The organism is Prauserella endophytica (assembly GCF_005146945.1).
Lineage (GTDB): Bacteria > Actinomycetota > Actinomycetes > Mycobacteriales > Pseudonocardiaceae > Prauserella_A > Prauserella_A endophytica.
Genome location: NZ_SWMS01000013.1, coordinates 67,051 through 88,981 on the forward strand (window position 1 = coordinate 67,051; position 21,931 = coordinate 88,981).

Below are 21,931 nucleotides of genomic sequence, written 5' to 3' on the forward strand. Positions count from 1 at the left end.
ATGGCCACGTTCTCCCAGAACGCGAAGAAGCTCGCGAACCGTCCACTCGAGACGCTCGACGTCCTCGGCGACCAGATGTCGTTCTACCTGCGCGCGCTCGCGTGGGCACCGCGAACGATCCGGCGCTACACCAAGGAGGTGCTGCGCCTGCTCGCCGAGGTCAGTTTCGGCTCGGGATCGCTGGCCGTCATCGGCGGCACGGTCGGCGTCATGGTCGGCCTCACGCTGTTCACCGGTGTGCTCGTGGGTCTGCAGGGATTCTCGGCGCTCAACTCCATCGGCACCTCGGCGTTCACCGGCTTCCTCACGTCGTTCTTCAACACCCGTGAGATCGCGCCGCTCGTGGCCGGGCTCGCGCTGTCGGCGACCGTCGGCGCCGGGTTCACCGCTCAGCTCGGCGCGATGCGGATCTCCGAGGAGATCGACGCGCTCGAGGTGATGGGCGTGCCGAGCCTGCCGTACCTGGTGACCACGCGGATCATCGCCGGGTTCGTCGCGGTGATCCCGCTGTACGTGATCGGCCTGCTCAGCTCCTACCTCGCCTCGCGGCTGGTGGTCATCTACATCTACGACCAGTCGGCGGGGACCTACGACCACTACTTCGACATGTTCCTGCCACCGCAGGACGTCTTCTACTCGTTCCTCAAAGTGCTGATCTTCAGTGTGCTGATCATCCTGACGCACTGCTACTACGGCTACCGGGCCTCCGGTGGTCCCGCGGGCGTCGGCGTCGCCGTCGGTCGCGCGGTGCGGCTGTCGATCGTGACGGTGGCCGTGGTCAACTTCTTCATCGGCTTCGCAATCTGGGGCACCGACACGACGGTGAGGATCGCGGGATGAGCCAGGCGATGGTCACACTGCGCCGCAGGCTGCTGGGCCTGCTGCTCATCGTGGTGCTCGTGGGCGGCGTGTACCTGAGCATCGCGTTGTACAACAAGAGCTTCTCGAAGTTCGTCAGCGTCACGCTCGAGGCCGACACGATCGGCAACCAGCTCACCGAGAACTCCGACGTGAAGGTGCGCGGGCTGATCGTCGGCAGCGTCGCGGACATCTCGCCGACCGAGACCGGGTCGAAGCTGACCCTGCACCTCGATCCCGGGCAGGCGCCGCTCGTGCCGAGCAACGTGTCCGCCCGGTTCCTGCCGAAGACGCTGTTCGGCGAGCGGTTCGTGTCACTGGAGATTCCTGAGCAGGCCTCGCCGCAGGCCCTGCGCGATGGTGACGTGATCCCGCAGGACCGCACGTCCAGCGCGATCGAGCTGGAACAGGCGCTCGAAAACCTGATGCCGGTGCTGCAGGCCGTCCAGCCGCAGAAGCTCTCCAGCACGCTCACCGCCATCTCCACGGCACTGCAGGGCCGGGGTGACGAGCTGGGCGCGACGCTTTCCGAGCTCGGCGCGTACGTCGGCGAGCTGAACCCGCACCTGCCTGCGCTGCAGCAGAACCTGCGTGAGCTGGCGGAGTTCTCCGACAACCTGTCGGTCGCCGCCCCGGACCTGGTGCGCACCCTCGACAACCTCAGGACCACGAGCCGCACCGTGGTGGAGCAGCGGCAGAACCTGCAGACTCTCTACGGCAACCTCACCACGGCGTCCACCGACCTGCGGTCGTTCCTCGAGGCCAACTCGGCCAACATCATCAGCCTCGGCGAGACGGCGAGACCCACCGCCGAGCTGCTCGCGAAGTACTCGCCCGAGTACCCCTGCTTCATCGGGCAGATGGCCGATCTGCTGCCGCGCATCGACGAGGCGTTCGGCAAGGGCACCGACAGGCCCGGCCTGCACGCGACGATCGAGATCACCACCAACCGCGGGCCCTACATCCCCGGCCAGGACGAGCCGGAGTACGCGGACAAGCGCGGTCCGCGCTGCTACGCCATGGACGAGTACCCGGACCCCTTCCCGCAGTACCCGCCGGACGGCCCCGTCAAGGACGGCAGCGAGCCGCCGGAGCCCGCGCGTTCGCAGAACGACGGGCTGAACCCGGCGAACAACGCGGCCAACGCGGGCGGCTACAACGGCAGCGGCACCACGGCGGGCGGCAACCCCGCCAACACCCCGGCCGAGTACGCGCTGCTGTCGCAGCTCCTCGGCCCGCAGGTGGGCATGGACGCCGCCGACGTGCCCGGCTGGGGCGCGCTGCTGGTCGGACCGCTGTATCGGGGAGCGGAGGTGAACGTGCGTGAATAGAAAGGGTGGATGTGCCCCGTCGCCTGAGCTGAGTGCCACGAACGCGCTCTCGCCGAAGGCACGTTCGCAGTCGCGCGTTCAGACGGGGGGCCGGGCATGAGGGGTTTGGCAGCTCCGCTCACCAAGCTGACGATCTTCATCGTGGTCACCGTCGTGTTCACCGCGATCCTCGGCATCAGCATCGCCAACGTGAACCTGACCAAGACCAACGCCTACACGGCCCGGTTCACCGACGCCGCGATGTTGCTGCCCGGCGACGACGTGCGGATCGCGGGTGTACGCGTCGGCCAGGTGAGCGATGTGCGGATCGTCGATCGCAGGCAGGCCGAGGTGGAGTTCGAGGTGGACTCGGGCCGCAGGTTGCCTGCCGGGGTCACCGCCACGATCAAGTTCCGCAACCTCGTCGGCCAGCGTTACGTCTCGCTCGACCAGGGCACTGGCCAGCCCGCGGGACAGCTCGAACCCGGCGGGAACATCCCGGTCGAGCGCACGAGGCCCGCCCTCGACCTCAACGAGCTGTTCAACGGTTTCAAGCCGCTCTTCCGCGCGCTGGCTCCCGAGGACGTGAACAAGCTGTCCTTCGAGATCATCCAGGTTCTGCAGGGCGAGGGCGGCACCGTGGAGAGCCTGCTGGCGCACACGGCGTCGCTTACCACGACCATCGCCGAGAAGGACCAGGTCATCGGCCAGGTGATCGACAACCTCAACAGCGTGCTGGCCACCGTCAACGAACGCACGCCCCAGCTGTCCGACCTCATCGTGCGGCTCCAGCAGTTCGTGTCCGGCCTCTCCAGCGACCGCGAGCCGATCGGCGACGCGATCGAGTCGCTCGGCGAACTCACCACCACCACGGCGGGCCTGCTCGACGAGGCGAGGGAGCCGCTGAAGCAGGACATCGAGGCACTGGGCGTACTGGCGAAGAACCTGAACGACAGTGAGCCGCTCGTGGAGCACTTCATCCGGTTCCTGCCCGAGAAGGTCACCAGGATGACCGCGACCGCCGACTACGGCTCGTGGTTCAACTTCTACCTGTGCTCCACCGAGGGCAGCGTGCAGATCCCCGGCCTGATGAGCAAGCCGGTCGAGGTGCCGATCGCCCCGGTCGGCAGGGAACGGTGCATGGGCTGATGACGAGCTTCCAGAAACGCAACCCGATCCCGATCGCCGTCGTCGGCATCGTGCTCATGGTGCTGGGCACGGTCGCGGCGCTGAACTCCGACGACCTGCCGATCATCGGCGGCGGCACCACCTACACCGCCGAGTTCAGCGAGGCGGCCGGCCTGCAGTCCGACGACGAGGTCCGCATCGCGGGGGTCAAGGTCGGCAAGGTGACCGACGTCGAGCTCGCGGGCGACCGGGTGCGCGTGTCGTTCAAGGTCAAGGACGCGTGGCTGGGCGACCGCACCAGCGCGGCCATCAAGATTAAGACGTTGCTCGGGCAGAAGTACGTGGCCCTCGACCCGGTCGGCGAGCGGGCGCTTGACCCCGGCGACACCATCCCGAGGGAGCGGACGGTCGCGCCCTACGACGTGCTGGAGGCCTTCCGTGGGCTGTCCCAGACCGTCGACGAGATCGACACCGAGCAGCTCGCGCAGAGCTTCGACGTGCTCTCGGAGACCTTCGCCGACACCCCTGACGACGTGCGTGGCGCGCTCGACGGGCTCTCACAGCTGTCCAACACGATCGCCTCGCGCGACCAGCAGCTCTCGACGCTGCTGGCCAACACGCGGCAGGTCAGCCAGACCCTCGCCGACCGCGACGCCGAGCTGACGAAGCTCATCGAGGACGGCAACCTGCTGCTGGCCGAGCTGACCAGGCGCGAACAGGCCATCTCGGCCCTGCTGCAGGGCAGCCAGGCGCTGGCCACCGAACTCCAGGGCCTGGTGGACGACAACCAGGGGCAACTCGATCCCGTGCTGACCCAGCTCGACCAGCTCACGAGCATGCTGCAGCGCAACCAGGAGTCGCTGTCGGAGGGCATCCGCCGGTTCGCGCCGTTCATCCGGGTCTTCAACAACACGATCGGCAACGGCCGCTGGTTCGACAACTACATCTGCGGCCTGCTGCTGCCCTCGGTCGGCCCGCTCAACGAAGAGGGGTGCAACGCGCGATGAGTGACACCCGCTTCGGTCAGAGCCTCGTGCGGGCCATCACGATCGCGTGCGTGCTCGGGCTCGTGGTCGCGGGCGGCCTGTGGTGGACCCTGAAGGACGCCGGCCAGAAGCACGTGACGGCGTACTTTCCCAGCGCGGTCGGCCTCTACGTCGGCAACAGCGTGCGCGTGCTCGGCGTCGAGATGGGCGAGGTCACCAAGGTCGAGCCGCAGGGGGAGCGGGTCAAGGTCGAGATGACCTACGACCGCGAGGTCGCGATCCCCGCCGACGCGCAGGCCGTGATCGTCGCGCCGTCGCTGGTGTCCGACCGTTACGTCCAGTTCGGCCCCGCCTACACCGGCGGGCCCACGCTGGAGGAGGGCGCCACCATTCCGATGAACCGCACGGCCGTGCCGCTGGAGGTCGACGAGCTCAACGAGAGTCTCAGCCGCGTTTCGGAGTCGCTCGGCCCGGGCGGCGCCAACCGTGACGGGTCGCTGTCGGACCTGCTGAACACGCTCTCCGACAACATGGAGGGCAACGGCAAGGCGCTGAACGACACGATCAACCGGCTCAGCCAGGCCGCTGGCACGTTGTCGGGCAACTCGGGTGACCTGTTCAAGACCGTCGAGAACCTCGCCAAGCTGTCGACGACGCTCGCGAACAGCGACGACCAGGTGCGCCAGTTCGAGACCCAGCTCGCCGACGTCAGCTCCTTCCTGGAGGGCGAAAAGGACAACCTGGCCGCCACGGTCCAGCAACTGAGCACCACCCTGTACTCCGTGCGGGACTTCATCGAGGACAACCGCGGCCGAGTGAAGTCCAACGTGGACAAGCTCGCCAGCGTCACCAGGGTGCTCGTCGACCAGCGCGCCGCGCTCGCGGAGACGCTCGACATCGCCCCGCTGGCGCTGGGCAACCTCGCCAACACCTACAACGCGTCGTCGGGCACGCTCGACGCCCGCGCCAACCTCAACGAGCTGACCCAGCCGCCCATCGCGATGATCTGCGGCTTCCTCAAGCAGACGCCGGATGCGCTCGACGCGCTCGGCGACCTGTGCGGGCAGGTGGCGCCGCTGCTCGACGGCACACTCCAGCTGCCGTCGCTGGCCCAGTCGGTGAACGCGCTGAACCAGGGCAAGCTGCCGCCGCTGCCGGTGCCGCTGACCGACCAGCTGCTGAGCTCGGGAGGTGGGCAGTGATGCGATTCCGGAAGACCCTGGTCGCCGTGTCCGCCTCGGCGCTGCTCGCCGTGTCCGGCTGCGGTTTCACGGGCATCTACGACGTGCCGCTCCCGGGCGGCGCGGACCTCGGCGACGACCCGTACCGCGTCAAGGTGCAGTTCCGCGACGTGCTGGACCTGGTGCCGCAGTCGGGTGTTCGCGTCAACGAGGTCCCGGTGGGCCAGGTGGAGAGCATCGGCCTCGCCGAGGACGGCTGGACCGCCGAGGTGACCGTGGTGGTCAACGGAGACGTCCAGCTGCCCGCCAACGCCATCGCGAACCTGCGCCAGTCGAGCCTGCTCGGCGAGAAGTACGTCGAGCTGACCACCCCGCCCGAGGCGCCCGCCCAGGCGAAGCTCGCGGACGGGGACCTCATCCCGGTGTCGCGCACCAACCGCAACGTCGAGGTCGAGGAGGTGCTCGGCGCGCTGTCGATGCTGCTCAACGGCGGCGGGGTCGAGCAGCTCAACGTCATCACCAAGGAGCTCAACAACACCCTTGAGGGCAACGAGCCCGACGTCCGCGCCCTGCTGCACAACGCGGAGCGGCTGGTGAGCACCCTCGACGCGCAGTCGGGCGACATCACCCGCGCACTCGACGGGCTCAACCGGCTCTCCGGCACGCTCAACGCGCAGAAGGACCAGATCGCGGGCGCGATCGAGGACCTCGGCCCCGGCCTGCAGGTGCTCGAACAGCAGCGCGGACAGCTCGTGACGATGCTCCAGGCGCTGGAGGGCCTCTCCGGCGTCGCGGTGGACACCGTCAACGCCAGCCAGGAGGACCTGGTGGCCAACCTCCGGGCGCTCCTGCCGACGCTGCAGAAGCTCGGCGAGGCGGGCTCCGACCTGCCGAAGGCGCTCGAGATCCTGCTGACCTACCCGTTCAGCGACGCGGCCGTCGAGGGCGCGAAGGGTGACTACTTCAACCTCTACGCGAAGATCGACCTCAACCTCGGCGAGGTGCTGGCCAACATGGGCCGCAGCAGGCAGAACCCGCTGCAGGACGTCCCGATCCTCGGCCAGCTGACCAGCGGGCAGCAGGGCACGCCGGACAACGCGCCGCCGCCGCTGCCCCTGCCGGGCTCGCAGCCGCAGGCCACCCAGCAGGCGCCGACGGGACAGCCGCAGCAGCCGCGGAACACGGGCGTCCAGGGGATCTTCGACGTGTTGTCAGGGGGTGCCGGCTGATGCTCGTGCGCAGGACGAAGATCCAGCTCGTCGCATTCGCGATCATCTCGGTGCTCGCGATCGTGTACGCGCTGGTGCGCTTCACCGACGTCGAGAAGGTCTTCGGCGAGGGCGGCTACACGGTCCGGCTCCAGCTCGACGAGTCGGGCGGCATCTTCACCGGTGCCGAGGTGACCTACCGCGGCTACAACATCGGCAAGGTCGGCCAGCTCAGCCTCACCGAGACCGGCCTGCAGGCGAACCTCGAGATCGAGCCGGACGCCCCGCAGGTGCCGCGCGACCTGCATGCGCTGGTCGCCAACCGCTCGGCGGTCGGCGAGCAGTACGTGGACCTGCAGCCGGTGACCGAGCACGGTCCGTACCTCGAGGACGGCGCCGTGATCCCGGCCGAACGCACCAAGACGCCGATCCCGACCGAGAAGGTGATCGGCGACCTGGACAGCCTCGCCACGTCCGTTCCCACCGACGCGCTGCGCACGGTGGTGGACGAGTCCTACGACGCCTTCCGGGGCACCGGCGACGACCTTCAGGTGCTGATGGACACCACGCGCGACTTCACGAGGGTCGCGCAGCAGTACCTCCCGCAGACCGTTCAACTGCTGGAGCAGGGCAACATCGTGCTCGACACGCAGAACGACCTGTCCGGGTCGATGCGTTCCTTCAGCAGCGACCTGGCCTCGCTGTCGGAGACGCTGAAGAACTCCGACGGCGACATCCGCAGGCTGATCGACATCACGCCGCAGGTGTCCACTCAGGTCAGCGAGGTGCTCGCGGAAACGGGCCCCGGGCTCAGCTCGCTGGTGGCGAACCTGCTGACCACGTCGAACATCTTCGTGACCAGGCTCGACGGGCTCGAGCAGGCGATGGTGACCTACCCGATGGTGTCCGCGGGCGCGTTCAGCGTGGCGCCGGGCGACGGCACCGCCCACCTCGGGCTCGCGTTGAACCTGTTCAACCCGCCGTCGTGCACGAAGGGCTACCTGCCGCCCGAGGAGTACCGGCCCGGCAACGACATGAGCGAGCGCGCGCCGAAGGAGGACGCGTACTGCGCCGAGCCTGCGGGCAGCCCGATCAGCGTGCGCGGATCGCAGAACGCGCCGTTCAACGGCGTGCCGGTCGCGCCGAGCCAGGAGCAGGTGCAGGCCAACTCCACCCGTGACGAGGAGGAGCTCGCGTCCCTGCGCGGCGTCCCCGGCGTCGCGGGCAGCCCCGGCTTGAGCATCACGAGCCTTGGGCAGCTGATCGGCCTGCCGGGCTGATCCAGACCACACACCCCCGACCTACCCTGGAGCGTTATGAGTTCGGAGGAGCCGGAAGAGACGCGGGTCGACGCCGAGGCTCCCGAGCGGGAGCCGGGCGGACCGGAGCCGCGGGCGAGTTCGGGGCCGCCGAGGTGGCTCCTGTTCGGCAGCGCGGCGTTCGCGATCGCGGCCGTCGTCGTGGCCGCGGTGTTCGGGGCGATGTGGTGGGTCGCGGCCGCCGACGACAACGCCGACGTCGCGGCGGCGCGCGAGGACGTCGTGCGTGTGGCCGGACAGGCCGTCACCGCGTTCACCGAGGTCGACCACGAGAACCTCGACGAGTACTTCAACCGCCAGAAGTCGCTGGTCACCGAGGACCTGAAGACCCAGATCAGCAGCGCCGAGCAGACCTATCGAAAGGCGATCTCGGACGCCAAGACCAAGGTGGTGTCGACGGTGCAGGACGTCGCCGTCGAGGAGCTCAACGAGCGTGAGGGCGTGGCGAGCGCGCTCGCCACCGTGAGCACCAAGGTCACGCGCGGGCAGGAGCAGGGCACCAAGACGCTGCGCCTGGAGGTCCAGCTCAAGCGCGTCGACGACAACGGCGAGCAGGTCTGGAAGGTCTCGCAGATCGGCGACGTGCCGGTCGCGGCGACGACGCAGTAAGCGCAACGAGCAGCATCGGATCGGAGTCAGTCGTGTCAGCTTCCCGCCGCCTTCCCCGAGCGACCGGGGCGACGCCGCCGCCCGCCCGGCGCCCGCGCGTCGCCGGTCTGCGCAAGCCGGCGGCGCCCTCGCCCCGCCCGCGTCCGGAGACTCCCGAGAGCACCGAGCCGGAGGAGCCCGAGGCTCTTGAGCCTGCTGAGGCTCAGGAGGCCGCTGAGGCCGTCGAGCCGCCGGGACCGGAACCCGAGGCGCTGACGCCGCCGGAACCGGCGGAGAGCGAGACCGAGGCCCCGAAACGACCCGCCCCGCGCCGCAAAGTCCGGGACTCGGGCACGGCCAAGCCCGCCTCCGAGGACGAGGTCGAGGTCGAGGTCGCCGAACCCGACGGCGAGCCCCTGCCGAAGCGTGGTTTCCGGAACTCGTTCGCGCTGGTCGGCGTGCTGCTCGTGGTCGGCCTGCTCTTCGCGGGGCTGGCGGTCTTTTTTCAGCTCAAGGGCAGTGACGCCTCGGCGCGGACGGAGAACACGGCTCTGCTCGACGTGGCCGGCACGGCGCAGGTCAAGCAGGAGATGAGCTCGGCGGCCGAGCGGCTGTTCTCGATCGACTACAACGACATCCCGAAGAACGAGCAGGCGGCGGACGAGCTGCTGGTCAACGACCAGGTACGGCAGCAGTACGAGCAGTTCATGGGCGAGCTCAAGCGGCTGGCTCCCGAGCAGCAGATGGTCGTCACCGTGAAGGCGACGCGCAGCGCCGTGGTGATGCTGGACGACGACCGGGCCAAGGTCATGGTGTACATCGACCAGACCGCCACGCGGGCGTCGGACAACCAGAACTCCTCGGGAGGCGCGGCACTGTGGTTCACGACGGAGAAGCGCGACGGCAAGTGGAAGGTGACCGACATGGACACCTACGCCGCGGGCCAGCCCACTCCGGTGCCGCCGTCGGGCCAGCAGAACCAGCCGCCCGCGGAGAACTGAATCGCGCCGCTGCCGTGGTGCGGACCGCGAGGGCGGCAGGCCCCACGTTCGGGCCGGAGGAGCTCCCCTGACGGAAGCTCCTGGCCATGACCGGCCGGCCGGAGGGGCACAGGGCCCGCCGACGTGCACGTCTCGCGAGGCCGCGCTCCGGTCGGCTCGTCCTCCGCCGCCCGCCGAGAACTGAACAGAGCGCTGAGCGGATTCGGCGTGTGCCGAGGTGGCAAGCACTTGTGCGCCCCGGCGCCACTGCGCCAACCGACGGCAAGAGCGCGTGGGCGCTTGACTCAGCGTCCACGGGGGTTCACGCTTACAGGCAACGGCGAGCCTTGCGGGAGGCGAGCCAGGAGGACGGCGAATGAGGCTGGGCCCCGTCGGGCGTGCCCCCTCGACAAGTAGCGTCTTCAGGGCTAGACTGCTTCTTTGCGCTGCCCACTTTCAGGCTGCCCATATGCGGTAGCTAGGATGGTCGGCAACACCGCACCCTTGACAGTACGTGTTGCTAGTTGCTAACGCGGCTGCTCAACCGCTATGTCCCCGGAAGGACGCATCTTGGCAGTCTCTCCCGCGAACCAGGCCACTGCTGCGACCAACTCGACTCGAGAGTCAACGGGAATTCCAGGAGCACCGAAGCGGGTCTCTTTCGCGAAGATCCGTGAACCGCTGAGTACTCCCAACCTGCTTGACGTGCAGATTCGGTCTTTCGAATGGTTCACCGGCTCGGAGGCGTGGTTCGAACGCGCCGTCAACGAGGGTGACGAGCACCCGGTCGGTGGTCTCGAGGAGGTCCTCAACGAGATCTCCCCGATCGAGGATTTCTCGGGTTCGATGTCCCTGTCCTTCTCCGATCCGCGCTTCGACGAGGTCAAGGCCTCGGTCGAGGAGTGCAAGGACAAGGACATGACCTACGCGGCGCCGTTGTTCGTCACCGCCGAGTTCGTCAACAACAACACCGGCGAGATCAAGAGCCAGACGGTCTTCATGGGCGACTTCCCCGTGATGACCGACAAGGGCACCTTCATCATCAACGGCACCGAGCGCGTCGTGGTCTCGCAGCTCGTCCGTTCGCCGGGTGTGTATTTCGACCAGACCATCGACAAGACGACCGACAAGGACGTCTTCAGCGTCAAGATCATCCCGAGCCGTGGTGCGTGGCTCGAGTTCGACGTCGACAAGCGCGACACGGTCGGGGTGCGCATCGACCGCAAGCGCCGCCAGCCGGTCACCGTCCTGCTGAAGGCCCTCGGCTGGACCACCGAGGCGATCCGGGAGCGGTTCTCTTTCTCCGAGACGCTGCTCGCGACGCTGGAGAAGGACCACACGGCCGGCACCGACGAGGCGCTGCTCGACATCTACCGCAAGCTGCGTCCGGGCGAGCCGCCGACGAAGGAGAGCGCGCAGACGCTCCTGGAGAACCTGTTCTTCAAGGACAAGCGCTACGACCTCGCCAAGGTCGGCCGGTACAAGATCAACAAGAAGCTCGGCCTCGACCTGCCGTACGACAGCGGCACGCTCACCGAAGAGGACATCGTCACCACCATCGAGTACCTCGTCCGCCTGCACGCGGGCGAGGAGACGATGAAGCCCGGTGAGACCGAGGTCCCCGTCGAGACCGACGACATCGACCACTTCGGCAACCGTCGCCTTCGCACCGTCGGCGAGCTGATCCAGAACCAGATCCGGGTCGGTCTCTCCCGCATGGAGCGCGTGGTCCGCGAGCGGATGACCACCCAGGACGTCGAGGCGATCACGCCGCAGACCCTGATCAACATCCGCCCGGTCGTCGCGGCGATCAAGGAGTTCTTCGGAACCTCCCAGCTGTCGCAGTTCATGGACCAGAACAACCCGCTGTCGGGCCTGACCCACAAGCGCCGCCTCTCGGCGCTGGGCCCCGGTGGTCTGTCCCGTGAGCGCGCCGGCATGGACGTCCGCGACGTGCACCCCAGCCACTACGGCCGGATGTGCCCGATCGAGACGCCTGAAGGCCCGAACATCGGTCTGATCGGCTCGCTGTGCTCCTACGCGCGGGTGAACCCGTTTGGCTTCATCGAGACGCCGTACCGGAAGGTCGTCGAGGGCCGGGTCACCGACCAGGTCGACTACCTGACCGCCGACGAGGAGGACCGCTTCGTCAAGGCGCAGGCCAACGCGCCGCTGACCGAGGACGGCCACTTCGTCGAGGAGTCGGTGCTGGGTCGCCGCAAGGGCGGCGAGGTCGAGCTGATCGACCCGCTCGAGATCGACTACATGGACGTCTCGCCGCGGCAGATGGTGTCGGTGGCCACCGGCATGATCCCGTTCCTCGAGCACGACGACGCCAACCGCGCGCTGATGGGCGCGAACATGCAGCGTCAGGCTGTGCCGCTGCTGCGCAACGAGTCGCCGCTGGTGGGCACGGGTGTCGAGCTGACCGCCGCCGTCGACGCCGGTGACGTGCTCGTGGCCGAGCAGGCCGGCGTGGTCGAGGAGCTCTCGGCCGACATGGTCACGATCATGCACGACGACGGCACGCGGAAGAGCTACGGACTGTACAAGTTCCGTCGCACCAACGCGGGCACGTGCTTCAACCACCGCCCGGTGGTCGACGAGGGTGACCGGGTCGAGAAGGGCCAGGTCATCGCCGACGGACCGTCCACCGACAAGGGTGAGATGGCGCTCGGCAAGAACCTGCTCGTGGCGGTCATGCCGTGGGAGGGCCACAACTACGAGGACGCCATCGTCATCTCGCAGCGGCTCGTCCAGGACGACGTGCTCACCTCGATTCACATCGAGGAGCACGAGATCGACGCGCGCGACACCAAGCTGGGTGCCGAGGAGATCACGCGGGACATCCCGAACGTCTCCGAGGACGTGCTCGCCGACCTCGACGAGCGCGGCATCATCCGCATCGGTGCCGAGGTCCGCGACGGCGACATCCTGGTCGGCAAGGTCACGCCGAAGGGCGAGACCGAGCTGACCCCGGAGGAGCGCCTGCTCCGCGCGATCTTCGGCGAGAAGGCGCGCGAGGTCCGCGACACCTCGCTGAAGGTGCCGCACGGCGAGACCGGCAAGGTCATCGGCATCCGCGTGTTCTCCCGCGAGGACGACGACGAGCTGCCCCCGGGCGTCAACGAGCTCGTCCGCGTCTACGTGGCGAAGAAGAGCAAGGTGCAGGACGGCGACAAGCTCGCGGGCCGGCACGGCAACAAGGGCGTCATCGGCAAGATCCTCCCGGTCGAGGACATGCCGTTCCTCGAGGACGGCACCCCGGTCGACGTCGTGCTGAACACCCACGGTGTGCCGCGCCGGATGAACATCGGGCAGATCCTCGAGCTGCACCTCGGCTGGCTGGCCTCGCAGGGTTGGAAGGTCGATGGGGCTCCGGAGTGGGCGAAGAACCTCTCCGACGAGCTGCGGGACGTCGAGCCCGGCACGAACACCGCCACCCCGGTGTTCGACGGCGCCAAGGAGGAGGAGCTCATGGGGCTGCTCTCCTGCACCAAGCCGAACCGCGACGGCGACCGCATGGTCGGCCCGGAGGGCAAGGCGACCCTGCTGGACGGCCGCTCCGGCGAGCCGTTCCCGTACCCGGTGTCGGTCGGCTACATGTACATCCTGAAGCTGCACCACATGGTGGACGACAAGATCCACGCCCGTTCGACGGGTCCGTACTCCATGATCACGCAGCAGCCGCTGGGTGGTAAGGCGCAGTTCGGTGGCCAGCGCTTCGGTGAGATGGAGTGCTGGGCGATGCAGGCCTACGGCGCGGCGTACACGCTGCAGGAGCTGCTGACCATCAAGTCCGACGACGTGCTCGGCCGCGTGAAGGTCTACGAGGCCATCGTCAAGGGCGAGAACATGCCGTCGCCGGGTATCCCGGAGTCCTTCAAGGTCCTCTTGAAGGAGCTGCAGTCGCTCTGCCTCAACGTCGAGGTGCTCTCCAGCGACGGGGCCGCCATCGAGATGCGCGACTCCGACGACGAGGACCTCGAGCGTGCGGCTGCGAACCTCGGCATCAACCTGTCCCGCAACGAGTCGCCCTCGGTGGACGACGTCGTGCAATGACCCAGCCACCTGGTGGCGGGCGAGTCTCCCGCACGCCCGCCACCAGGTAGCCGACCCCTCCAGTCGAATCAACCCCAAGGGGATGCAGCATCTTGCTGGACGTCAACTTCTTCGATGAGCTCCGGATCGGGCTGGCCACCGCCGACGACATCCGTCAGTGGTCCTTCGGTGAGGTCAAGAAGCCGGAGACCATCAACTACCGCACCCTGAAGCCGGAGAAGGACGGGCTCTTCTGCGAGAAGATCTTCGGTCCGACCCGCGACTGGGAATGCTACTGCGGCAAGTACAAGCGAGTTCGCTTCAAGGGCATCATCTGCGAGCGCTGTGGTGTCGAGGTGACCCGTGCCAAGGTGCGCCGTGAGCGGATGGGCCACATCGAGCTGGCCGCCCCGGTCACGCACATCTGGTACTTCAAGGGTGTTCCCTCGCGCCTGGGCTACCTGCTCGACCTGGCGCCGAAGGACCTCGAGAAGATCATCTACTTCGCGGCCTACGTCATCACCGGCGTCAACACCGAGCTGCGGCACAACGACCAGCCGACGCTGGAGAACGAGATCAGCGTCGAGCGCAAGAACATCGAGGCGAAGCGCGACGCCGACATCGAGGCGCGGGCGCAGAAGCTCGAGGCCGACCTCGCCGAGCTCGAGGCCGAGGGCGCCAAGGCCGACGTGCGCCGCAAGGTCAAGGAGGGCGGCGAGCGTGAGATGCGCCAGCTCCGCGACCGGGCCCAGCGTGAGCTGGACCGCCTCGAGGAGGTCTGGTCCACGTTCACCAAGCTCGAGCCGCGGCAGCTGATCGTCGACGAGCTGCTCTACCGCGAGCTGGTCGACCGCTACGGCGAGTACTTCACCGGCGGCATGGGCGCTGAGGCCATCCAGAAGCTGGCCACCGAGTTCGACGTGGACGCCGAGGCCGAGTCGCTGCGCGAGACCATCCGCAGCGGCAAGGGGCAGAAGAAGCTCCGTGCCCTCAAGCGGCTCAAGGTCGTCGCGGCCTTCCAGGCCACCGGCAACGACCCGCGCGGCATGGTGCTCGACGCCGTCCCGGTGATCCCGCCGGAGCTGCGGCCGATGGTGCAGCTCGACGGTGGCCGCTTCGCCACGTCGGACCTCAACGACCTGTACCGCCGCGTGATCAACCGCAACAACCGCCTCAAGCGACTGATCGACCTCGGCGCGCCCGAGATCATCGTCAACAACGAGAAGCGGATGCTGCAGGAGGCCGTCGACGCGCTGTTCGACAACGGCCGCCGCGGGCGCCCGGTGACCGGCCCCGGCAACCGTCCGCTGAAGTCCCTGTCCGACCTGCTCAAGGGCAAGCAGGGCCGGTTCCGCCAGAACCTGCTCGGCAAGCGTGTCGACTACTCCGGCCGTTCGGTCATCATCGTCGGTCCGCAGCTGAAGCTGCACCAGTGCGGTCTGCCGAAGGACATGGCGCTGGAGCTGTTCAAGCCGTTCGTCATGAAGCGGCTGGTCGACCTCAACCACGCGCAGAACATCAAGTCCGCCAAGCGCATGGTGGAGCGGGCTCGCCCGCAGGTCTGGGACGTGCTGGAAGAGGTCATCAACGGCCACCCGGTGCTGCTCAACCGTGCTCCGACGCTGCACCGCCTCGGCATCCAGGCCTTCGAGCCGCAGCTGGTGGAAGGCAAGGCCATCCAGCTGCACCCGCTGGTCTGCGAGGCGTTCAACGCGGACTTCGACGGTGACCAGATGGCCGTGCACCTCCCGCTGTCGGCGGAGGCGCAGGCCGAGGCCCGCATCCTGATGCTGTCGGCGAACAACATCCTGTCGCCGGCTTCGGGTCGTCCGCTCGCCATGCCGCGTCTGGACATGGTCACCGGTCTGTTCCACCTGACCAGGCTGGACGAGAAGGCCAAGGGCGCCGGTCAGGCGTTCTCCTCGGTGGCCGAGGCCATCATGGCGTTCGACATGAAGCAGGTCGGTCTGCACGCGCCGGTTAAGATCCGCGTCAAGGACCGCCAGCCGCCGAAGGCCGAGGAGGCCAAGCTCCGCGAGAACGGCTGGGAGCCGGGCCAGACCTGGCTGGCCGAGACGACGCTGGGCCGGGTGCTGTTCAACGAGCTGCTGCCCGCCGACTACCCGTTCGTCAACGAGCCCCTGCCGAAGAAGCGGCAGGCGGTCATCGTGAACGACCTCGCCGAGCGGTACTCGATGACGCAGGTCGCGCAGACCCTGGACCGGCTCAAGGACGCCGGCTTCCACTGGGCCACGCGCTCCGGTGTCACGGTCGCCATCTCCGACGTGCTCGTGCCGCCGGAGAAGAAGGAGATCCTGGACCAGTACGAGGCCAGGGCGTCGCAGGTGGAGAAGCGCTACCAGCGTGGCCAGCTCTCGCACGCCGAGCGCAACAACGAGCTCGTCAAGGTGTGGGGCCAGGCGACGGAGGACGTCGCCAAGGTCATGGAGGAGCACTTCCCCGAGGACAACCCGATCGCGATGATCGTGAAGTCCGGCGCGGCGGGCAACATGACCCAGGTCCGGTCGCTGGCCGGTATGCGTGGTCTGGTGTCGAACCCGAAGGGTGAGTACATCCCGCGTCCGATCAAGTCCAACTTCCGTGAGGGTCTCTCGGTGGCGGAGTACTTCATCGCCACCCACGGTGCCCGGAAGGGTCTTGCCGACACCGCGCTGCGGACCGCCGACTCGGGTTACCTGACCCGTCGTCTGGTGGACGTGTCGCAGGACGTCATCGTCCGCGAGATCAACTGTGGCACCGGTCGCGGCATCAACATGGTCATCGGTGAGGACCTCGGCGACGGCAGGGTCGTGCGCACCCAGCACGTCGAGACCAGCGCCTACGCGCGCTGCCTCGCGGTCGACGCGGTCGACGCTCAGGGCAACGTGGTGCTCAACGCCGGTGACGACCTCGGTGACCCGGCCATCGAGACGCTGATCTCGAGCGGCATCACCAAGGTCAAGGTGCGCAGCGTGCTCACCTGCGAGTCGGCTCAGGGTGTGTGTGCGACCTGCTACGGCCGCTCGATGGCGACCGGCAAGCTGGTCGACGTCGGTGAGGCCGTGGGTATCGTCGCCGCCCAGTCGATCGGTGAGCCCGGCACGCAGCTGACCATGCGTACCTTCCACCAGGGTGGTGTCGCCGGTGACGACATCACCACGGGTCTGCCGCGTGTGACCGAGCTGTTCGAGGCCCGGGTCCCGAAGGGCAAGGCGCCGATCGCCGACGTCGATGGCCGTGTGCGCATCGAGGAGAGCGAGCGGTTCTGGAAGATCACGCTGATCCCGGACGACGGCAGCGAGGAGATCGTCTTCGACAAGCTGTCGAAGCGGCAGCGGCTCGCGGTCGGCCCGAACGGCCCGCTGGCGGACGGCGACCACGTCAACGTCGGTCAGCTGCTGCTCGAGGGCACGCCGGACCCGCACGAGGTGCTGCGTGTGATGGGTCCGCGCGAGGCTCAGATGCACCTGGTGGACGAGGTCCAGAAGGTGTACCGGGCGCAGGGTGTGTCGATCCACGACAAGCACATCGAGGTCATCGTGCGGCAGATGCTGCGCCGCGTGACGATCATCGATTCCGGCGCCACCGAGTTCCTGCCCGGCGAGCTGCCCGAGCGCACGCGCTTCGAGCAGGTCAACCGGCAGGCGGTGGCCGAGGGCGGCGAGCCTGCCTCGGGTCGCCCGGTGCTGATGGGTATCACGAAGGCCTCGCTGACCACGGACTCGTGGCTGTCGGCGGCGTCGTTCCAGGAGACCACGCGTGTCCTGACCGACGCGGCGATCAACGGCCGCAGCGACAAGCTCGTGGGCCTCAAGGAGAACGTGATCATCGGTAAGTTGATCCCGGCCGGTACGGGCATCAACCGGTACCGCAACATCCAGGTGCAGCCGACCGAGGAGGCGCGGGTCGCGGCGTACGCGATCCCGTCCTACGACGACGGCTACTACACCCCGGACGTGTTCGGTACGGGCACCGGTGCCGCCGTGCCGCTGGACGACTACGACTTCGGTCGCGACTTCCGCTAGAAGGCACGAACGACGGAGCCCCCGCAGCCAGGTGCTGCGGGGGCTCTTCGTTTTCCGTGCCTACTGCTGGGAGCGGGGGAGGGGCGACCTCCGCCCTCGCCCCAACCGCAGTGAAGGCCACCTTGACTGCGTTGAACGCAGTGAAGGTGGCCTTCACTGCGGTTGGAGGGCTGCCCTCGCCACCGGAGGCCTCGCCGCCTAGCGGAACTGCCACGCCTGCGCGGGGAGGCGTTCGACGAAGTCGATGAGCAGGTCGGCGTTGGCGAGCAGCACGTCCGCGTCCAGCCGCCCAGCGAACTCGGAGCGCACCACGCCTTCGTCGAACTCGAGGAACTTGTCCCGGTACCGGCTTCCGTACAGCAGGAGGTCGAGCACCGGCCCGGTGAGCACCGTCCTGGCGAAACGCTCGTCCGCGGCCGCCACCTCGAAGACGTCGTCGAAGCGCGCGTTGCCGAGCTGGAACACGGTCAGTTCGTCACCTCGGTAGGTGAGCCCCGCCGGCTTGCGCGCCGAGATCCGCAGGCGCGGGGTCGGCGGGGTGCGCACCTGGACGATGTTGTTCTGCAGCCACCGGACCACGCTCCGGCCTGCCTCGATGGCCCTGACGTTGTACGTGTAGTCGACGCCCAGCACCTGGTGGTTGCGGTGGGCGAACTCGACCGCCTGGTCGAACTGCTCGATCGGGCGGAGCGCGTCGCTGGCGTGGTTGTAGCGGGGTTCGGGCAGGACGCCGAAGGAGGGCCGCGTCCCGCTCTGTGCCGTGTGGACTGTCGCGTTGAGACGCTGCACGAGCCCTGTCATGCCTGCCACGCGGTCGGTTTCGGTCGCCCGCCTGCGCGGCCCGGCCACGAACACGCGGTGCAGCCCCACGGCGATCACCGCCAGGAGGATGACGGCACCGATGGCGCCGCCGACGATCTCGCTGCTACCCAAGCCGGTTCCTCTCAGGCATCTCAGACATCGAGGTCGCTCGAGGTTTCCCTGTCGGACTGCTCGGTGCCGATGGCGTCGTAGTCGGCGCGCTTGCCTTCCTTCTCGGACTGGTCGAGCTGGTGCTTGACGAAGCCCTGGGCGAGCCCGCCCGGGTCGTCGGTCTTGCCGGGGTCGATGCCGGTCACCTGCTTGATCGCGGCCTCGGCGCCCTTGTCGAGGCTCGCGAGACCGGCGTTGGCGAGCTTGCGGCCCATGCTCTGACTCGCGTCGATCCCGGCGTCCCGTGCCGCGTCCGCGACGCCGTCGCGGGCGGCGTCCATGATGCCGCCCTTCGTGAACGTCTTGGTGAACGTGGACTTGAGCTTGGCGAACCAGGCCTTGATCTTGTTGAGCAGCTGGGTCAGCTTGTTGACCTTCTGCGTGGTGCTGGTGACCGTGGTGGTCGCCTGAGCGGTGGTGGCCGTGCCCGCGGCGGCCGTCGACGCGCCCGCGGTGGGGATCGCGGCGGCGAGCGCCGGAACCCAGATCATGATCAGCCACTTGACGAACTCGGTGATGATCGCCTTGATGACCTCCTCCACGACGGTCATCAGCATGCTGGAGGCCTGCAGGATCTCAGCGACGTTGCCGGACTTGGCGGCGACGCCGCTGACCCCGTCGGCGAAGTCGGCCAGCGCGGCCTTCGCGGCCTCCGACGCCTCGCCGCTCCACCCGGCGAGCGCCTCGTCGGCTACGCGGACGAAGTCCTCGCTCATCGCCTGGAAGCCCTCGCCGATACTGCCGAAGTTGCCGGCGGCCTCCTCCAGCGCCGGACCGTCCCCGCTCACGAAGTGCAGGGCGTCCTGCAGGGGCTGGATCACGCTGATGAGGAAGTCGAGGCCCTGCCCGATCAGCCAGCCGAGCGGATCGGAGGCGATTTCCATCGCCGTGCTCGCGAGCGACTGCACGAACCCGACACTGTCGGTGAGCAGTGACGCGGCGTGGTGGGCGACGTCGCCGACGTCGGGGTCCTTGCCTGGCCCCTCGACGAAACTGCTGACCAGGCCGACGCCGCCGCTGATCGGTCCGGGCAGCGCACCGACGATGTTGCCGGTGTTGATGAAGCCGGAGTCGTCGGAGACCTGGACGTCGACGCCCTCGGTGGCGTCCTTCACCTCAGCCATGACGTGACTCCTTGGCGGCCTCGATCCGGTTCAGGATCTCGTTCATGAGCCGCGCCACCTCGTCGTCCATGGCCTGGTACCGCTCGGCGGCGCTGGTGATCTTGTCCGAAGCGGACTTCAGCCCGTCCTGCATGCTCCTCAGGTGCTCCTGGAGCTGACCGAGCGTCTCCGTGTACTGGCTCTTGGTGAAGAGCCCGATGATCCCCCAGGACTCGTCGCCGACGTCGGCACTGGCGACCAGCTCGGTGAACCTGCCCGCCTGCTCCTGGTAGCTGCCCAGGTTGTCCTTGTACTCGTGCAACGCCGGGACGTCGACGTGGTAGCCGCCGCTCATCGCTGGTCGTCGAACAGGTTCTTGAGGAACGTGTCGCCAGCGGAGGAGCCGCCAGAGCTGGGCGGTGGGGGAGTCTGCCTGCCCCGGTCGTCGCCGGAGCTCAGCACGCTCCGCTGCGAGTAGTCGTCGTGGCGCTCCTCCTCGGCCGACCGGTGGCGGGGGCGCTCCTCCGCCATGGCGGCTCGCAGCTCCTCCGGGTCCTTGCCGAACAACCGCGCCTGCGAGTCCAGCACCTGGTCGGTGAGGTTCAGTCCGCCGCCCATGTGCTCCTCGACGATCGCGGCCTGCTTGCGGGCCGACTCGGCGACCGCCTGCTGCACGGTCGAGAGCAGCGTGGCCGAGAGGGCCTGTGGGGGCTGGGCCATCGCCTTGTCAGTGAGCTGGATGTCCTTGATGGCCCCGCCGGGGCCGGCCACGACGGTGACGGAGCGGTCGGCCGAGGTGGCGACTCCCTGGAGCTCGGAGATCTCACTCTGCATCTGGCCGAGGTTGGCGAGCTGGTCGTCGACATTCTTGATCTTCGACTGGAATTTTTCGAACTCCGCGACGAGTTGCTCGAACTCCGCTGACACGAGGGGCCTCCCGGACTATGGTTGCTGGCACTGACCAGCGCGATGCGGCCCCATCATGGACCATCGGACCTCGTTTCCGGGTGCGTATCCGGTAAACTGGTGGACGTAAGCCACCCGTCCGTGCCGCGTCGTCGGTCGAAACCGACCCCCGATGTGGTCGCCATGAACACAGGCGGGTATCTTTGACGACCGTGCCCGGCAGGCTGTCGGGCCACTCCGTGTGCCTGTCGGCTCATGAGCCGGTGCCTCGTGCCCGGTTCGCGACCAGGGCCAGACGGAGATCCACGGCAATCCCGATGGGAAGTTAGCGGATCGAGAGATCCTGACGCGGGCCGACACGCCCGACCTCGGGGACCGGGGAGACAACGTAGAGCTACAGGACGCGACAGAAAGCTGGTCCATTGCCCACGATCCAGCAGCTGGTCCGCAAGGGCCGCCAGGACAAGGCTGCCAAGCAGAAGACCGCGGCGCTCAAGGGGAGCCCGCAGCGGCGCGGCGTGTGCACCCGCGTGTACACCACCACGCCCAAGAAGCCGAACTCGGCGCTGCGCAAGGTCGCGCGTGTGAAGCTGACCAGCGGCATCGAGGTCACCGCCTACATTCCCGGTGAAGGCCACAACCTGCAGGAGCACTCGATGGTGCTCGTGCGTGGCGGCCGTGTGAAGGACCTGCCGGGTGTTCGCTACAAGATCATCCGCGGTTCGCTCGACACGCAGGGCGTGAAGAACCGCAAGCAGGCGCGCAGCCGGTACGGCGCGAAGAAGGAGAAGAGCTAATGCCCCGCAAGGGTCCGGCCCCGAAGCGGCCGCTGATCGCTGACCCGGTCTACGCCTCGCCGCTCGTCACGCAGCTGGTGAACAAGGTGCTGACGGACGGCAAGCGTTCGCTGGCCGAGCGCATCGTCTACGGCGCACTGGAAGGCGCTCGCGAGAAGACCGGCACGGATCCGGTCGTCACGCTGAAGCGCGCGCTGGACAACGTGAAGCCCACCCTCGAGGTGAAGAGCCGCCGGGTCGGTGGTGCCACCTACCAGGTGCCGATCGAGGTCAAGCCCGGCCGGTCGACCACCCTTGCGCTGCGCTGGATCGTCACCTTCGCGCGGGCCCGCCGCGAGAAGACCATGATCGAGCGCCTGCAGAACGAGTTGCTCGACGCGAGCAACGGCCTCGGGGCCAGCGTGAAGCGCCGCGAGGACACCCACAAGATGGCCGAGTCCAACAAGGCTTTCGCCCACTACCGCTGGTGAGCAACGAACACCGCCGCCCGGTCCGACTGATCGAGCCAATGCCGGGCCCCACGCTTGAG

Annotated in this window: 17 protein-coding genes; 13 read left to right on the top strand and 4 right to left on the bottom strand. The window is 68.1% G+C overall.

Annotation, left to right across the window (positions count from 1 at the left end; translation table 11 throughout):
• From FCN18_RS22760 to FCN18_RS22810, 11 genes are all read left to right on the top strand, one after another.
• Positions 1-840, top strand: a complete 840-nt coding sequence (locus FCN18_RS22760; RefSeq protein WP_110334801.1) for an MlaE family ABC transporter permease — start codon at positions 1-3, stop codon at positions 838-840.
• Entirely contained in the window at positions 837-2,189 is a 1,353-nt protein-coding gene (locus FCN18_RS22765; protein ID WP_112276818.1) for an MCE family protein, read from the top strand. Before FCN18_RS22760 ends, FCN18_RS22765 begins: the two co-directional genes overlap by 4 nt.
• Before the next feature lie 96 nt (positions 2,190-2,285).
• On the top strand, positions 2,286-3,317 hold the full coding sequence (locus FCN18_RS22770) for an MCE family protein (RefSeq protein ID WP_112276820.1): 1,032 nt from the start codon (positions 2,286-2,288) through the stop codon (positions 3,315-3,317).
• Entirely contained in the window at positions 3,317-4,303 is a 987-nt protein-coding gene (locus FCN18_RS22775; RefSeq protein WP_112276822.1) for an MCE family protein, read from the top strand. The genes FCN18_RS22770 and FCN18_RS22775 overlap by 1 nt, the downstream gene beginning before the upstream one ends.
• Positions 4,300-5,484: an MCE family protein gene (locus tag FCN18_RS22780; protein ID WP_137096063.1), complete on the top strand. Its 1,185-nt coding sequence runs from the start codon at positions 4,300-4,302 to the stop codon at positions 5,482-5,484. The genes FCN18_RS22775 and FCN18_RS22780 overlap by 4 nt, the downstream gene beginning before the upstream one ends.
• Positions 5,484-6,692, top strand: a complete 1,209-nt coding sequence (locus FCN18_RS22785) for an MCE family protein (RefSeq protein WP_112276824.1) — start codon at positions 5,484-5,486, stop codon at positions 6,690-6,692. Before FCN18_RS22780 ends, FCN18_RS22785 begins: the two co-directional genes overlap by 1 nt.
• Positions 6,692-7,951, top strand: a complete 1,260-nt coding sequence (locus FCN18_RS22790; RefSeq protein WP_112276826.1) for an MCE family protein — start codon at positions 6,692-6,694, stop codon at positions 7,949-7,951. Before FCN18_RS22785 ends, FCN18_RS22790 begins: the two co-directional genes overlap by 1 nt.
• A gap of 36 nt (positions 7,952-7,987) precedes the next feature.
• On the top strand, positions 7,988-8,599 hold the full coding sequence (locus FCN18_RS22795) for a hypothetical protein (RefSeq protein WP_112276828.1): 612 nt from the start codon (positions 7,988-7,990) through the stop codon (positions 8,597-8,599).
• Positions 8,600-8,631: 32 nt separating this feature from the next.
• A complete protein-coding gene (locus FCN18_RS22800; protein WP_137096064.1) occupies positions 8,632-9,579 on the top strand; it encodes a hypothetical protein in 948 nt (315 codons plus the stop codon).
• A gap of 549 nt (positions 9,580-10,128) precedes the next feature.
• A complete protein-coding gene (gene rpoB / locus FCN18_RS22805; protein WP_112276832.1) occupies positions 10,129-13,620 on the top strand; it encodes a DNA-directed RNA polymerase subunit beta in 3,492 nt (1,163 codons plus the stop codon).
• A 92-nt stretch (positions 13,621-13,712) separates the two neighbouring features.
• Positions 13,713-17,624, top strand: coding sequence for a DNA-directed RNA polymerase subunit beta' (locus FCN18_RS22810; protein ID WP_112276834.1), 3,912 nt, complete (start codon positions 13,713-13,715; stop codon positions 17,622-17,624).
• 198 nt (positions 17,625-17,822) lie between these two features.
• On the opposite strand, the gene FCN18_RS22815 is transcribed toward FCN18_RS22810, so the two are convergent.
• The 4 genes from FCN18_RS22815 to FCN18_RS22830 are packed head-to-tail and all read right to left on the bottom strand — an operon-like array spanning position 17,823 to position 20,626.
• Positions 17,823-18,557 carry a hypothetical protein gene (locus FCN18_RS22815; RefSeq protein WP_113641391.1) on the bottom strand — a complete coding sequence of 245 codons (735 nt, stop codon included), beginning with the start codon at positions 18,555-18,557 and terminating at the stop codon, positions 17,823-17,825.
• A gap of 20 nt (positions 18,558-18,577) precedes the next feature.
• A complete protein-coding gene (locus FCN18_RS22820) occupies positions 18,578-19,720 on the bottom strand; it encodes a hypothetical protein (RefSeq protein ID WP_137096065.1) in 1,143 nt (380 codons plus the stop codon).
• Entirely contained in the window at positions 19,713-20,054 is a 342-nt protein-coding gene (locus FCN18_RS22825) for a type VII secretion target (protein ID WP_137096066.1), read from the bottom strand. The genes FCN18_RS22820 and FCN18_RS22825 overlap by 8 nt, the downstream gene beginning before the upstream one ends.
• Positions 20,051-20,626: a YbaB/EbfC family nucleoid-associated protein gene (locus FCN18_RS22830; RefSeq protein ID WP_112276842.1), complete on the bottom strand. Its 576-nt coding sequence runs from the start codon at positions 20,624-20,626 to the stop codon at positions 20,051-20,053. The genes FCN18_RS22825 and FCN18_RS22830 overlap by 4 nt, the downstream gene beginning before the upstream one ends.
• A gap of 401 nt (positions 20,627-21,027) precedes the next feature.
• On the opposite strand from FCN18_RS22830, the gene rpsL reads away from it, so the two are divergent.
• Both rpsL and rpsG read left to right on the top strand, forming a co-directional pair.
• The gene (gene rpsL / locus FCN18_RS22835) at positions 21,028-21,402 is read left to right on the top strand and encodes a 30S ribosomal protein S12 (protein WP_003102113.1); all 375 of its coding nucleotides are present in this window, start codon (positions 21,028-21,030) and stop codon (positions 21,400-21,402) included.
• Positions 21,402-21,872 (top strand): 30S ribosomal protein S7, encoded by a 471-nt coding sequence (rpsG, locus tag FCN18_RS22840; RefSeq protein ID WP_110334818.1) that lies wholly within the window; start codon positions 21,402-21,404, stop codon positions 21,870-21,872. Before rpsL ends, rpsG begins: the two co-directional genes overlap by 1 nt.
• The last annotated feature ends 59 nt before the right edge of the window (positions 21,873-21,931 follow it).

Bases quoted from the DNA above. Each gene is read 5' to 3' on its own strand.
- FCN18_RS22795 (WP_112276828.1), top strand. From the start codon at position 7,988: ATGAGTTCGGAGGAGCCGGAAGAGACGCGGGTCGACGCCGAGGCTCCC.
- FCN18_RS22780 (WP_137096063.1), top strand. From the start codon at position 4,300: ATGAGTGACACCCGCTTCGGTCAGAGCCTCGTGCGGGCCATCACGATC.
- rpsG (WP_110334818.1), top strand. From the start codon at position 21,402: ATGCCCCGCAAGGGTCCGGCCCCGAAGCGGCCGCTGATCGCTGACCCG.
- FCN18_RS22775 (WP_112276822.1), top strand. From the start codon at position 3,317: ATGACGAGCTTCCAGAAACGCAACCCGATCCCGATCGCCGTCGTCGGC.
- FCN18_RS22825 (WP_137096066.1), bottom strand. From the start codon at position 20,054: ATGAGCGGCGGCTACCACGTCGACGTCCCGGCGTTGCACGAGTACAAG.
- FCN18_RS22760 (WP_110334801.1), top strand. From the start codon at position 1: ATGGCCACGTTCTCCCAGAACGCGAAGAAGCTCGCGAACCGTCCACTC.
- FCN18_RS22820 (WP_137096065.1), bottom strand. From the start codon at position 19,720: ATGGCTGAGGTGAAGGACGCCACCGAGGGCGTCGACGTCCAGGTCTCC.
- FCN18_RS22785 (WP_112276824.1), top strand. From the start codon at position 5,484: ATGCGATTCCGGAAGACCCTGGTCGCCGTGTCCGCCTCGGCGCTGCTC.
- FCN18_RS22790 (WP_112276826.1), top strand. From the start codon at position 6,692: ATGCTCGTGCGCAGGACGAAGATCCAGCTCGTCGCATTCGCGATCATC.
- FCN18_RS22765 (WP_112276818.1), top strand. From the start codon at position 837: ATGAGCCAGGCGATGGTCACACTGCGCCGCAGGCTGCTGGGCCTGCTG.
- FCN18_RS22770 (WP_112276820.1), top strand. From the start codon at position 2,286: ATGAGGGGTTTGGCAGCTCCGCTCACCAAGCTGACGATCTTCATCGTG.